A 13,021-nucleotide genomic window follows, 5' to 3' on the forward strand; every position below is an offset into this window, starting at 1 on the left:
AAAAACAGCCTTGCTTTTACAAGGCTGTTTTTATTTATATTTTTGTTAAAAATTTCAGACGTTCTTCCAAAGATTTCATTTGTTCTTTGAATTCTTCAAGTTTTTCTTTTTCTTTATTTACTACCGCTGCCGGTGCTTTTGCTATAAATCCCTTGTTCTTGAGTTTACCTTCGGCTCTTGCAATTTCTTTTTCAAGTACTTCTCTTGTTTTGTTTATACGTTCAGTTTCTTTTTTCGTATCTATAAGTCCTTTTAATTCCATGTATATATCGGAATTTGTCACTACCGCCGTAAGTGCATTTTCAGGCTTATCTTCATCACTGTTCAAGAATTCGATACTTTCCACATTTGCAAGTTTTTCAAAGTAGCTCTTATGATTTTCAATACAATTTTTGAGATTTTCTCTTGTTACATGTATCTTTATTCTACATGTCTTTGCAGGTATAACTCCGGCTTCGGCACGCATATTACGGATTGCTTTTATTATTTCCATAATACGTTCCATTTGTTCTTCTTCTTTTTCAAAGCGAAGTTTTTCAGATACCTTCGGCCATTCCGCTCTTGCCAATGTTTTCCCTTCATGAGGTAAATGTTGCCAAAGGTGTTCGGTAATAAAAGGCATAAACGGATGCAAGAGTGCCAACATACGTGTCAATGTATATACAAGTACATATTGTGTTACTTGTCGATCTCTACAATGTTCTGCATATAAACGTGATTTTGCAGTTTCAATGTACCAATCACAGAAACAATTCCATGCAAAATTATATATACTGTCGGCAGCTTCTCCGAGTTCGTATTTATCAAGATTTCTGCTTACGAATTCTTCGGTTTTTGCCAATTTTTCCAATATCCATTTATCTGCAAGTGCATAATCTTTTTCTTCCGGTATGAAGTTCTTATCATAATTATCCAAATTCATAAGTGTGAACTTGGTTGCATTCCACAATTTATTTGCAAAGTTTCTGTTTCCTTCTACACGTTCATAGTAGAATCGCATATCATTTCCGGGTGTATTACCCGTTACCAATGTAAATCTCAATGCGTCTGCACCGTATTTTTCTATGACTTCAAGCGGATCTATACCATTGCCTAAAGATTTCGACATCTTTCTTCCTTGTGAATCTCGCACAAGTCCATGTATGAATACGTATTTAAACGGTATTTCATGCATAAATTCCATCGACATGAACATCATACGTGCTACCCAGAAAAATATAATGTCATATCCGGTTACCATTGTGCTTGTAGGATACCATTGTTTTAATGTTTCTGTTTTTTCAGGCCAGCCCATTGTCGAAAACGGCCAAAGTGCAGACGAAAACCATGTATCAAGTACATCTGGGTCTTGATTAATTTTTTTACTTCCGCAGTTTGTGCATTCAGTTATATCTGTGCGAGATGCAATCGTTTCTTTGCATTCTTCGCAATACCATACCGGTATACGATGTCCCCACCAAAGTTGGCGTGAAATACACCAGTCATGAATATTTTCAAGCCATTGTATGTATATATTTGTAAAACGTTCCGGTACAAATTTAGTTTTACCTGATGTAACTGCATCCATTGCCGGTTTTGCCAACGGTTTCATTTTTACAAACCATTGTCTGGTTGTCAAAGGTTCGATTACAGTTTCACAACGTGAACAATGTCCGACTGCGTGTTCTTTTGTTTCCGTTTTTACAAGCAAACCTTGTTCTTCAAGATCTTTGATTATTTGTTTGCGCGCTTCATATCTGTCCATTCCGTTATATTTTCCGGAATTTTCATTAAGCGTGCCGTCTTTATTCATAATAATCAATGTTTCCAAATTATGACGACTTCCTACTTCAAAGTCATTAGGGTCATGTGCAGGTGTAATTTTAACACAACCGGTACCATATTCTTTATCTACGTATTCATCGGAAATAACAGGAATTTCACGATTTGTTGTCGGCAATTTAAGCATTTTACCGATTAAATGTACATATCTTTCATCATCCGGATTTACCGCAACTGCCGTATCACCCGGCATTGTTTCAGGACGTGTTGTCGCAATTTGTATATATTCATCACTACCTACGATAGGATAGTTAACATAATACAATTTACCGTCTTCATTTTCGTGTTCAACTTCAATATCCGAAAGTGCGGTTTGACATCTGGGACACCAATTTGTAATTCTGAATCCTCTATAAATCAAACCTTTTTCATACAATGTTATGAATACTTCTCTTACGGCTTTGGCACATACATCATCCATTGTAAAACGTTCTCTTGTCCAATCGCATGAAGAACCCAATTTACGTATTTGTTTTCCTATTGTATTTCCGTATTTTTCTTTCCATTGCCATACACGTTCAAGAAATTTTTCTCGACCTAAGTCGTACTTGGTCAAACCTTCTTTTGCAATTTGTTTTTCAACTTTTACTTGCGTTGCAATTCCTGCATGATCTTTTCCCGGAAGCCACATGACATTATATCCTTGCATACGTTTGTATCGTATCAATATATCTTGTAAAGTTCCGTCCAACGCATGTCCCATATGTAACTGTCCTGTTACATTCGGTGGAGGCAAAACTATACTGTACGGTTCTTTTGAAGAATCCGGCTCATCATGAAATACATTGTTCTTTTCCCAAAATTCATATAATTTGCCTTCAATTTCTCCGGGATTATATTTATCCAATCCTTTTACTTCTTGCATATGTTCCTCCCCTTTAAATAAAAAAACTCTTTCATCCCATAGGACGAAAGAGACCTTCCGCGGTACCACCTATATAATTTACAGACACTACTCCTTAATTATCTGTAAATCACTCGTAAACGCGTAACGAACGTAACGGACATTTCTGTCTGCTCAGGGGTGACTTACCGTTTCATGTATTCCTGTACTTTCAGCAATTGTACAAGTCTCTGTAAAACAATTCACAGCTTCTTCCCTTCATAGCATTTTCTATTTATACCATAATAACACAAAAACTGCTTTTTTCAAGTAAATTTTTTAAAATATCTTTTTATTATATAAATTTATCATACACTCACAACCAAGTTATTTTAATGTATGTTCCTGTGATATAATAATAGAGACAGTTTGTTTTCGCATTTGAAAATCAGAATGCATTTTACTATTTAGAAATCAAGGACCTTTATGTCAAACACCTATAAAACAATTTCCGGAATTGTTATGTTTATCATTGCCGGATTTCTTTGTTTTGTAATTACAAAAACATATTTTCCGGTTTTTTATCACACAACTGCAAAGTTGATTTTAGCGGGAGATATGAACGGATTATCTTCTTATATTACGTCTTTCGGGTATTGGGCTTTCATAATAAGCATATTGATTATCGCAATTTTCAATGTACTCGGTATTCCTACAATTCCTTCCCTTACGGTAAACGGAGTTTTATTCGGAATAATACCAGGAATTATTATTTCATGGATTGGAGAAGTAATAGGTATTGAGTTAAGTTACCATATAGGAAGAATATTTCTAAGAAAAAGTTCAAGACAATTTATAGAAAAAAGAAATCTTTTGGAGAAACTTGATAAATACAGTACAATCAAGGCAATGATTATTGCAAGAGCAGTTCCATATTCACCGAACATATTAACTACTGCAGTAGCCGTAGTCAGTAAATTAAACAGCAGAGAGCATCTTCGGTGTACGCTGATAGGTAAAATTCCTTCAGTAGCGGTTGAAGTTTTGCTCGGACACGATTTATTGCGTTTCGAAGAGCATAGTGTACGATTTTTTATACTTTTGTTTCTGGTACTCGCATTTACTGTTGTACATCGTTACAGAAAAAGATTTTATCAATTACCGTTTTTGAAGAAGTTTTATAATAATGCGGAAATAAAAAACAGATTTTGATTTAATTATCAAATCAAATATAATTATTTGAACAGAAAACGGATGCAAAATTATATTTACGCATCCGTTTTTTATATTGCCTTTTAAATATCAAAATAAATCAATTGAACAAAATAAGAAATATACACAATAATACTTTTTGCCTCAATAATCTTTTATAGTGTCTGAAAATTTATTGCATAATTACATTTATTCAATTTAATATTAAAATAATTTTTCAAAATTTCTATTAAAAATTCACGCACTTATCAGTTACTCCTTTGATTATTTTTCGAGATAATTGTGTGGTATCGATACGAATAATGTACACTTTTTATTTTAATAAAAACGAAATAAATATATTTACTTATACTCATCCGACATTTATTATGAAACCGCATTTTATTATATAGTCGTATAAACATCGTATTTCAAAATTTCAAATTCACGCAATAAAAAATCAGACATCCGATTAATTCAATCGTGTCTGATTATTTTTATGGTGCCGGAGGTGGGACTTGAACCCACACGGTGTCGCCACCGCCAGATTTTGAGTCTGGTGCGTCTGCCATTCCGCCACTCCGGCATTTCACTGACAGAAATAATTTTAACATAACAAACTATTTACGTCAATCAAATTTCAGAAAATTATTTTTTGTCAATTTCTTTTTTTCTTGTCAGCGATGTTTTTTCGAAATTCAAATTTCTTGTGTGAACTGTATGTACCCAGTCTTTTTTATGTCGATCCAACCATCCTAAAAATGTTACCGGTATCCATGAATACATAAATAACGGATAGAAGAACCAATAAAAATAAATTTTCAGCGGTACTTCTATTTGCAGTAATACAATTAACGGTAAAACATATTGAATAATACCTAAGGTTGACCAAAATTGTTGCGGTATCAATACGTCGTTATATAAAATTACCGTAAAGCACGGATCGAACATATTTATATAAGTCATAATTGCATAAAATGTCGAAATCAACAGAAAATAGTTTTGCAAAAGTTGCATTATTCCGTCAAGCATAACTATATTTCTACGACGTATACCTTCTTTAAACAATATCGGTATGTATCTTTCCGAACAATCGAATTGTCCTTGTGCCCAACGTTTTCTTTGTTTACATGATGCCATCAATGATAACGGTTTTTCATCGTAAATAATTGCATCATGTACCCAACATGTACGTATACCGTGACTGAGACATTTCATTGAAAATTCCATGTCTTCAGTCAAACAGTCACATCCCCATCCGTATTTCTTTATAATATCGGATGCAATACACATACCGGTTCCTCCCAAACAGGAAGATAAGCCGATATTATACTTACCCAAGTGCCACAAATGGTTTACAACCCAAAAAGCTATTGCAAATGTGCCGGATACCCATGTGTCCACAGGATTTTTAGCGGAGAGATATCCTTGCATTACTTTTTCGCCTTTAAGAAGTCTTGTGTTCATAACTTTCAAAAAGTCCAAGTGCACAAGATTATCTGCGTCAAATACGCAAAAAGCGTCATAATTTCTGTTCAATTCGAATATTTTAGGAAAAGCCCAATCCATCGCATAACCTTTTCCTATTTCTTTTTTGTTTTCACGTTCAAGAACTTCTGCACCGTACTCTTTTGCTATTTCAGCCGTTTTGTCCGTACAGTTGTCCGCAATAACGAATATGTCGTACAGGTTTGACGGATATTTTAATTTTTTCAAATTATCCAACAATTCTCCTATTACTACGGATTCATTATGTGCCGGAATTACTATTGCAAATTTACTTTTCGGTTCTGCCAGATTTTTTTCTTTTCTATGCCACATTCCGAATATAGCTATAACCGTATAATAAATCGTAAAAAACGCTACAATCAGCTGTACCGGAATCATAATAATGTCAAGAATGTATGTCATAAATCCATGCCTTTTCTCATTTTTCTTGCTCTGCGCATTTTCTTCTTTCTACGATTCAACCATGTATTTATCATACCGAATATAACGTATGCTACGCAGATTGCAGCTGCCCATGTGGACGGTTGTAAAAATATACATATAATCACGAAAAGCAAACATCCGAGTAATGCAGGTAAGTGCAGTTGATCGGCGCTTGCACCTTTATTATCCGGGTAGTGAACTTCACTTACCATCAGAATTCCCAATCCTAAAACACAAATAAGTGCAAGCCAATCCCAAATCTTCACTCCCGAAAGTACGTATGATGAAATCAAAACTCCTACCGTCGGACAGGGAAGTCCTTGAAAGTATCCATGTACATCCGAGACCATTACGTTGAAACGTGCTAATCTGAATGAACAAAATGCACCTAATAAAGCACATGGAATCAGTCCATATGTTCCCAATGATTGCAATTGATATGAATAAATCAAAGCACCTGCGGCAATACCGAATGAAATATTATCACAGAGAGAATCCAGTTCAACTCCGAACGGACCTGCAGTTTTAAGTGCACGTGCTACACGACCGTCCAATGCGTCTGCAACTGTTGCGAGTAATATAAATGTCGCTGCCAAATAAAATTCTCCGTTTATGGAGCACATAATTGACAATCCTCCGAACAACGCATTTGCTGCCGTAACTCCGTTTGCTATCCATGATTTTTTCACGTTATTTCAACCTCCCTATGATTGACAATCCACCTTTTACTTTACTACCTTTTTTTACACATATTTCAACATTTCCGGGAATATAAATTTCTGTACATGAACCGAATTTAATCATTCCGTACAATTCACCCATTTTAAGGTTGTCTCCGAGTTTTTTCCATGAAACTACACGTCTTGCCAAAATTCCTGCAATCAATATTACAAGTATCGAGCGTTTTTCGCCTTTTATTCCTATTGCGCCTCTCTCGTTTTCAAATCCTACAGAATCTTTATATGCCGGTAAAAATTTACCTTGCGTATATGATTGATATGTAATTTTACCTTCCATAGGTGAACGATTGCAATGAACGTTGAATACAGACAAAAAAATCGTTATTTTCCAACATTTTTCTCCAAGAAACATTTCTTCATCTACATCTTTTACAACGGACATTACAGTTCCGTCTGCCGGAGATACGATAATATCTTTTTCTTCAGGTATTTTGGAATTTCTGCGCGGACAACGAAAAAAGTAACAAAAATATACCGCAAAAACTGCCGGCACTACCGCTGTATGCTTAAAGCCGAAATAAGCCAATAATATTGCCAATAAAACCGATACCCCTATAAAAGGATATCCTTCCGGTAATATAATAGGTTTCTTTAACATTTTACTTCTTTTTCGATCCTTTCCAATTCTTGATTTTTATCATAAATTTCGGAATTGCCATTACTCGATGTATACGCTGAGGTTGTTTGAACAACCTATATGCCCATTCCAATCTGTTTTTCTGCATCCATTTAGGTGCACGAGGTACAACCCCCGCCATTACGTCAAAAACTCCGCCTATACCTATTGAGAATACATTCCCCAATTTATCTTTGTTGTGATAAATCCATTTTTCTTGCTTCGGGACTCCCATTCCCACAAGCAAAATTTCAGTATTTCTATTTTTTATTTCTTCAATAATTTTTATTTCTTCTTTTTCATCAAAATATCCGTCATGTATTCCGGCTAAAGGAAATTCTCCGTATTTCTCTCTAAATCTTTCAACGGCTTTCATTGCTACTTTAGGTGCTCCGCCCAAAAAATATACGGATATTTGTTTTTCTACCGCTTTTTTCAGTAAATTTTCAACAAAATCTGCACCGGCAACACGTTCCGGAAAATGATATCCCAGTTGTTCTCCGGCCCATATAATCCCTGCTCCGTCTGCTATAAGCATATCGCAAGAGTTCAAAATTTTTGCAAATTCTTTATCTTTTTGTGCCAACATTATCATTTCCGCATTGGGTGTTGCAGTCATACATGGTTCTTTACGTTCAATTTTATCCAAAGCAAACTCCAACGCCTGCTCCATGCTTATGGCATGAACATTAATTCCCATAATATTTCTGGCACTTTTTTTTATATCAAACATAGTTCTCCTAAGTAAAATATTTTTACTTTGTTGTCAGATTAACACTATTATTGTAATTCAAATATATTTATATGACAATATTCATATTTACCATATGTAAAAAGTATAGCATATAAACGGATTATGTTCACAAATACTTTTCACGTTAATGATATAAACGTTCTAAAAAAACTTTGCCGAAACGTTTTTTTACTTCACTTTTTATGTTTTTCTCCGAATGAATAAATTTTTGTGCGTAGTTTCTTGCTTTTTCAAGCAACGGCAAATCTTTTATTATATTTGCAACTTTCAAATCAGGCATCCCGTGTTGATGATATCCGAAAAGTTCTCCCGAGCCTCTCAACATTAAATCTTTTTCCGAAAGTAAAAATCCGTTGTTTATTTTTGTCATTATGTTGAGTCTTAATGTTGTCGTTTCATTTGTATTTTTTGTGTACAAAATACAGTATGATTGTATTTTACCTCTACCTACTCTTCCTCTTAATTGGTGCAGTTGAGAAAGTCCGAATCGTTCGGCTCCATACACAAGCATTACAGTTGCATTCGGAACGTTTACTCCTACTTCTATTACCGATGTGGCAACAAGTATTTGCAGTTTGTTTTCACAAAAATCATTCATTATTTGCTCTTTTTCGGAGTTTTTCATTTTTCCGTATATAAGTCCGCATTTATATTCGGAAAAAATATTTTTTCTGAGTTTATCATAAACGGATATAGCGGCTGCAAGATCTGTTTTTTCACTTTCTTCTACAAGCGGACATACTATGTATGCTTGATGACCTTTTTGTATTTCTTTCTTTATAAAAATCAATACTCTTTGCAGCAATTTGTCATTTATTACATATGTTTTTACCGGTTTTCTGCCTATCGGCATTTGATTTATAACGGATGCATCCAAATCTCCGTATACCGAAAGTGCCATCGTTCTCGGTATAGGTGTTGCAGTCATTACAAGCACGTGAGGATTTTCACCTTTAGTTTCAAGCAATTCTCTTTGTTTTACTCCGAATCTGTGTTGTTCGTCGGTAATAACAAGTCCCAAATGTGCAAATTTCACATTATTTTCAATCAATGCATGCGTACCGATCAGTATATCTATTTCTCCGGATTTCAATTTATTTAACAGTACTTCTCTTTCCGAATTTTTTATATTTCCTGACAAGTATGCAATTTCTACCGATAAATTTTTGTATAAATTCAAAAAAGTTTTGTAATGTTGTGATGCCAAAACTTCAGTTGGTGCCATAAGGGTCGCTTGATATCCGTTTTCTACAATTTTAGCCGCTGTAAGTGCCGCTATTGCAGTTTTACCGCTGCCTACATCTCCTTGCAATAATCTGTACATCGGTTCTATATCTTCCATATCATTTTCGATATCCGAAAATGCTTTTTTCTGATCTTTTGTAAGTTCAAACGGAAATTTATTTAAAACGGATTTTACAAGTTTACCTGAGGGACTGCATTTTATTCCGTAAGAATTTATTTTTCGTTTTTCTTTTAGCATCAATATTCCCGCTTGCATAAAAAATAATTCTTCAAATGCAAGTCTTTTTCTTGCCGTCTCTTTTTCTTTATAATTTTTAGGATTATGCAACATTTTTACGGCAAGTAATTTATCCGGAAAATTTTCACGTGTCAAAATTTCTATGGGTAAATTTTCTTTTAAATTCGAAACATTTTTCAATGCAAATGCTATCATACTTCTCATTTGTGTCGCCGTTATTCCTTCCGTAAGCGGATATATCGGTACCAGTTTTTCAAAATTTTTCAAATTTTCTTTTGGAACCGCTTCAATTTCGGCATTCGATATTTGATATTTACCGTACAAATATTCAACTTTCCCATATGCTAAAATTTCTTCATTTATATTAAATTGTTTTTTCTTCCAGCTTTGATTGAAATATGTCAGAGTCACACTGTTTATATTGTCGGTCAATATTACCGAAAGAAGTCTCATTCCGCGACGTAAAATCCGTTCATCTATTTTAACGATTTTACCGTATATGAGACATTCTTCTCCTATCACAATGTTTTCCATAGGTGTAATCTTTGACCAATCTTGATATTTTCTCGGAAAAAAATTAATTAAATCTTCCACCGTTTTTATATTCAATTTTCCAAGTTTTTCAAACATCTTCGGGCCCACACACTTTACTTTCATTACCGAGTCTTCCAGTTTCATATGTGTCCTCATTTTTACATTTTGTATTTATTATATTAAATAAATTTCCGAGTTTCAAAATAATTTGCAACTTATGCTTTGTAAATTCTTGATTAATTGAAATTCATATGGTATGATGAAAAACGGTTATTTGAATATTGAAATATAGACATCTAAAAAAAAATATGCTATATTATTAGTGTTGCAATCAGGGACATGCAAGGAGGTGTAGCACATGGCTAATTATTGTGAAATTTCAGGTAAAAAAGTATTGACCGGTTTTAAGATTTCCCATTCTCACAGAAAATCAAAGAGAACTTGGAAACCGAACGTTCAGAGAGTTCGTGTTCTTGTTAACGGGAAAGTCAAGAGAATGAATGTCTGCACTCGCGCCCTTCGTTCCAACAAAGTTAACAGAGATATTTAATAAAGTTGCCGACTTATGTCGGCTTTTTTATTTTAAAAACATCGAGATTGAAAAACTCCTTTATCGTAAAAGTCATAAAGGAGTTTTTTTGCAATTCGATGCTTTTTTTATACATAATCTGTAAAATTTTTAATTATAACTATCGGTGTTTTTTGATTGTCATTTCCAAAAGGATTGTCTATTAATATTTTTGCCACTTTGTATGGACTGATTTTTGCACTTTTCCCGAGTACGGCAGCTCTTTTCAAATCATTTACATCTGCTATTACAGCTCCGTATGCTCCTGTCGCTTTTTTTATTTCTTCACATACCTTACTTGCATTTGCAGGTCCATATACAAGACATTTATCAAACGGCGGCATTGTTCCAGTTACATCGTCTATTAATGACGCTTGTCTGCATCTTTGATAGAAAACTCCATGTTTGCCCGCCAATTTTGCAATTGCACCCCAGATAAATGAAAACATCATATTCCATTTACCTTCTTCTTCCATTGCGGCTTGCATTCCGTAAATACTTGCCATAGATCCTGCAGGCGGTACAAATCTGTTCATAAGTCTTGCTTGCCAGCATACTTTCAGTTCTTCAGGCCTTATATATCTGCTTTGTGTTATCGCAAGTACGGATTCGGCAACACACACTATATCTTTATTCGTAATGATATCTTGTGCATATTCTTTGATTGCTTCTACTATATTGTCTTTATTTGTAAGTATTCTTGTATGTACTGGTATAAGTTCCGGTGATTCCATTTATTTCACCTCCGATGTATATGAATATACTGCAGAGCGTATTTCTTCACTTTTTATATGTATCATTTCTTTTTCGTAATAGTAATCGCTTCGTCCTACAGCTTGATAAATTATTTCCAACGGTATATCAGGTATAGCTTCTAAGTCTCTCAATATGTTTCCCGATTTTCCTTGCATTATTATTTTGCAAACCAATGTCTTATGACTTCCTTTGGGAATTATACATGCCTGCCAATATCCGTCATTTCTCGGTAAATCTTTAACTGTCAAAAGTGTAGATAAAAATGCCTCGTTGTATTGTTCGAACGGAACGTATAATCTCATAAACGCATCCATAATCGTTCCGTTTTGTCTACCTTTGTTTACAATAGGTACCGTAAATGTAAATAACACATGGTTATCGCTCATGGAGTCCACTTTAAGTGAGCTCATTTTATTTTTCTCTATGTGAAACTTGCAATCACCTTGTATAAAAGCCATTATCCAATATGCAATAAAACCTAAGCAAATCAGTCCTATAACGGCGGTAATAATCTTTATTACTGTCAAAGTCATAATTAACACCCCAATTTAATATTTTTTACGGAAACTTTATTTCCGAAAAATTTTTTTACCAAAATTTCCGCTCTTTCGGCATTTTCTGTAAAATAAAACAAATCTTCAGTGTAAGATTCCGATTTTTTGTTTTCTTTTTTTAATTTTTTCATGGAATTTTCCACCGTACTTTCCGCCGGATCCCAAAATTCTGTTTTATTCCATATTTTCTTAAATACGTCTTCAACAAGAGGATAGTGCGTACATGCAAATATTCCTATATCTGTGGGTGAAATTTTCCTTTTTTCTATTATTTTTTTCAAAATTTCGGTTATTTTTTCCCGTGAATTATTTTCTTCTATAGCATGTGCCAACCCTTCACATGGCATTTCTTCAATTTTTGAGTTAGGGAATTTTTCTTTTATTTTATTTTTATGTATGTGCAAATTTATTGTTGCCGGTGTGGCAAATACGGTTATGCTTCCGGCGTTTTCAAAATGAGGTAAGTCCAAACTCATACCTTCAATCGGTATTTTTTCGTCATAAAAATTTTTTTGCACGTTGAATGTAATCGTATTGCATGCAATTATAATCATTTTTACATTCTTACTTATCAAAAATTTTTTCATTTTTCCCGCTAATACGTTTATTTCATGAGAGGTACGTTCTCCATAAGGATTATTTGCCGTATCTCCTATAAATATAATTGATTCTTCAGGATACTTTTGTCTCAAAACACGTGCAACTGTAAGTCCACCTACTCCTGAGTCCATTATTCCTATGGGTCGGTTATCCATTATTCTCTGTCCTCTTTTGAAATAGAAATCAACTTGGCTATTTTTTCCTGAGGTATTCTTACAATCTTACCTGTATTTATATCCGTATATGTACCTTTTGTAGTAGCCGTTGTCAGTATTTCACCGGTTTCTTCTTTTACAACTTCATAGTAGAATGTCAATTTTATTCTGTTTATTTCTTTCAAATATGTTTTTATGATAATTACATCATCATATTTTGCAGATTTCAAGTAACGTGCTTGCACTTCCACTATAGGAAATACTATTCCTTTTTTCATAAGTTCATTTAAACATATTCCTCCTGCACGAAGGTATTCCACTCTGGCTTCTTCAAACCATTTAAAGTAATTTGCATGATGAACCACTTTCATACCGTCGGTTTCATAAAAATGAACTCTTCTTTTTATAATATTCATATCGTTCCTCCGCATTTTTATTTTACAGCAAATCAGTTAAAAGTCAAAAACTTATATCGCTGTTTATTTAAATGAAAA

General features: G+C 34.0%; 12 protein-coding genes and 1 tRNA gene. 2 read left to right on the forward strand and 11 right to left on the reverse strand.

The genetic code is table 11. From position 1 onward, the window contains the following. Positions 1–34: 34 nt before the first annotated feature. Complete coding sequence (locus HMPREF9083_RS01545) at positions 35–2,686, reverse strand: valine--tRNA ligase (RefSeq protein ID WP_035062560.1); 2,652 nt, start codon at positions 2,684–2,686, stop codon at positions 35–37. Between the two features lie 444 nt (positions 2,687–3,130). Between HMPREF9083_RS01545 and HMPREF9083_RS01550 the strand changes: the two genes are divergently transcribed. Further along, positions 3,131–3,856 carry a TVP38/TMEM64 family protein gene (locus tag HMPREF9083_RS01550; protein WP_007555625.1) on the forward strand — a complete coding sequence of 242 codons (726 nt, stop codon included), beginning with the start codon at positions 3,131–3,133 and terminating at the stop codon, positions 3,854–3,856. Positions 3,857–4,335: 479 nt separating this feature from the next. Here the strand turns inward: HMPREF9083_RS01550 and HMPREF9083_RS01555 are convergent. The 6 genes from HMPREF9083_RS01555 to recG all read right to left on the reverse strand — a co-directional run bounded on the left by HMPREF9083_RS01555 (position 4,336) and on the right by recG (position 10,038). After that, positions 4,336–4,421 (reverse strand) — tRNA-Leu (locus HMPREF9083_RS01555). Positions 4,422–4,483: 62 nt separating this feature from the next. After that, complete coding sequence (locus tag HMPREF9083_RS01560; protein ID WP_007555626.1) at positions 4,484–5,746, reverse strand: glycosyltransferase family 2 protein; 1,263 nt, start codon at positions 5,744–5,746, stop codon at positions 4,484–4,486. Further along, positions 5,743–6,456: a CDP-diacylglycerol--serine O-phosphatidyltransferase gene (gene pssA / locus HMPREF9083_RS01565; protein WP_007555627.1), complete on the reverse strand. Its 714-nt coding sequence runs from the start codon at positions 6,454–6,456 to the stop codon at positions 5,743–5,745. The genes HMPREF9083_RS01560 and pssA overlap by 4 nt, the downstream gene beginning before the upstream one ends. A gap of 1 nt (position 6,457) precedes the next feature. Then, positions 6,458–7,105 carry a phosphatidylserine decarboxylase family protein gene (locus tag HMPREF9083_RS01570; protein ID WP_007555628.1) on the reverse strand — a complete coding sequence of 216 codons (648 nt, stop codon included), beginning with the start codon at positions 7,103–7,105 and terminating at the stop codon, positions 6,458–6,460. A 1-nt stretch (position 7,106) separates the two neighbouring features. Further along, positions 7,107–7,856 carry a WecB/TagA/CpsF family glycosyltransferase gene (locus HMPREF9083_RS01575; RefSeq protein ID WP_007555629.1) on the reverse strand — a complete coding sequence of 250 codons (750 nt, stop codon included), beginning with the start codon at positions 7,854–7,856 and terminating at the stop codon, positions 7,107–7,109. Between the two features lie 145 nt (positions 7,857–8,001). Beyond that, the gene (gene recG / locus HMPREF9083_RS01580; protein WP_007555630.1) at positions 8,002–10,038 is read right to left on the reverse strand and encodes an ATP-dependent DNA helicase RecG; all 2,037 of its coding nucleotides are present in this window, start codon (positions 10,036–10,038) and stop codon (positions 8,002–8,004) included. A gap of 214 nt (positions 10,039–10,252) precedes the next feature. Here recG and rpmB point away from each other — a divergent pair, with 214 nt between their 5' ends. After that, positions 10,253–10,444, forward strand: a complete 192-nt coding sequence (gene rpmB / locus HMPREF9083_RS06215) for a 50S ribosomal protein L28 (protein ID WP_040014006.1) — start codon at positions 10,253–10,255, stop codon at positions 10,442–10,444. 107 nt (positions 10,445–10,551) lie between these two features. Here the strand turns inward: rpmB and HMPREF9083_RS01585 are convergent, their stop codons facing one another. From HMPREF9083_RS01585 to HMPREF9083_RS01600, 4 genes are read right to left on the reverse strand one after another with little or no spacing between them, the layout of a single operon-like run. After that, entirely contained in the window at positions 10,552–11,196 is a 645-nt protein-coding gene (locus HMPREF9083_RS01585; protein ID WP_007555632.1) for a coenzyme F420-0:L-glutamate ligase, read from the reverse strand. After that, the gene (locus HMPREF9083_RS01590) at positions 11,197–11,751 is read right to left on the reverse strand and encodes a hypothetical protein (protein ID WP_007555633.1); all 555 of its coding nucleotides are present in this window, start codon (positions 11,749–11,751) and stop codon (positions 11,197–11,199) included. Positions 11,752–11,753: 2 nt separating this feature from the next. Further along, on the reverse strand, positions 11,754–12,527 hold the full coding sequence (locus HMPREF9083_RS01595) for a glutamate racemase (RefSeq protein ID WP_007555634.1): 774 nt from the start codon (positions 12,525–12,527) through the stop codon (positions 11,754–11,756). Beyond that, positions 12,527–12,943: an acyl-CoA thioesterase gene (locus HMPREF9083_RS01600; protein WP_035062561.1), complete on the reverse strand. Its 417-nt coding sequence runs from the start codon at positions 12,941–12,943 to the stop codon at positions 12,527–12,529. Before HMPREF9083_RS01600 ends, HMPREF9083_RS01595 begins: the two co-directional genes overlap by 1 nt. Between the last annotated feature and the right edge of the window lie 78 nt (positions 12,944–13,021).

Source organism: Dialister micraerophilus DSM 19965, from assembly GCF_000194985.1.
GTDB lineage: Bacteria > Bacillota > Negativicutes > Veillonellales > Dialisteraceae > Dialister > Dialister micraerophilus.

What these genes read in the sequence shown, in the direction of transcription:
- HMPREF9083_RS01590 (WP_007555633.1), bottom strand. Translation starts at nt 11,751, where the DNA reads ATGACTTTGACAGTAATAAAGATTATTACCGCCGTTATAGGACTGATT.
- recG (WP_007555630.1), bottom strand. Translation starts at nt 10,038, where the DNA reads ATGAAACTGGAAGACTCGGTAATGAAAGTAAAGTGTGTGGGCCCGAAG.
- HMPREF9083_RS01545 (WP_035062560.1), bottom strand. Translation starts at nt 2,686, where the DNA reads ATGCAAGAAGTAAAAGGATTGGATAAATATAATCCCGGAGAAATTGAA.
- HMPREF9083_RS01550 (WP_007555625.1), top strand. Translation starts at nt 3,131, where the DNA reads ATGTCAAACACCTATAAAACAATTTCCGGAATTGTTATGTTTATCATT.
- HMPREF9083_RS01575 (WP_007555629.1), bottom strand. Translation starts at nt 7,856, where the DNA reads ATGTTTGATATAAAAAAAAGTGCCAGAAATATTATGGGAATTAATGTT.
- HMPREF9083_RS01600 (WP_035062561.1), bottom strand. Translation starts at nt 12,943, where the DNA reads ATGAATATTATAAAAAGAAGAGTTCATTTTTATGAAACCGACGGTATG.
- HMPREF9083_RS01570 (WP_007555628.1), bottom strand. Translation starts at nt 7,105, where the DNA reads ATGTTAAAGAAACCTATTATATTACCGGAAGGATATCCTTTTATAGGG.
- HMPREF9083_RS01560 (WP_007555626.1), bottom strand. Translation starts at nt 5,746, where the DNA reads ATGACATACATTCTTGACATTATTATGATTCCGGTACAGCTGATTGTA.
- rpmB (WP_040014006.1), top strand. Translation starts at nt 10,253, where the DNA reads ATGGCTAATTATTGTGAAATTTCAGGTAAAAAAGTATTGACCGGTTTT.
- HMPREF9083_RS01595 (WP_007555634.1), bottom strand. Translation starts at nt 12,527, where the DNA reads ATGGATAACCGACCCATAGGAATAATGGACTCAGGAGTAGGTGGACTT.
- HMPREF9083_RS01585 (WP_007555632.1), bottom strand. Translation starts at nt 11,196, where the DNA reads ATGGAATCACCGGAACTTATACCAGTACATACAAGAATACTTACAAAT.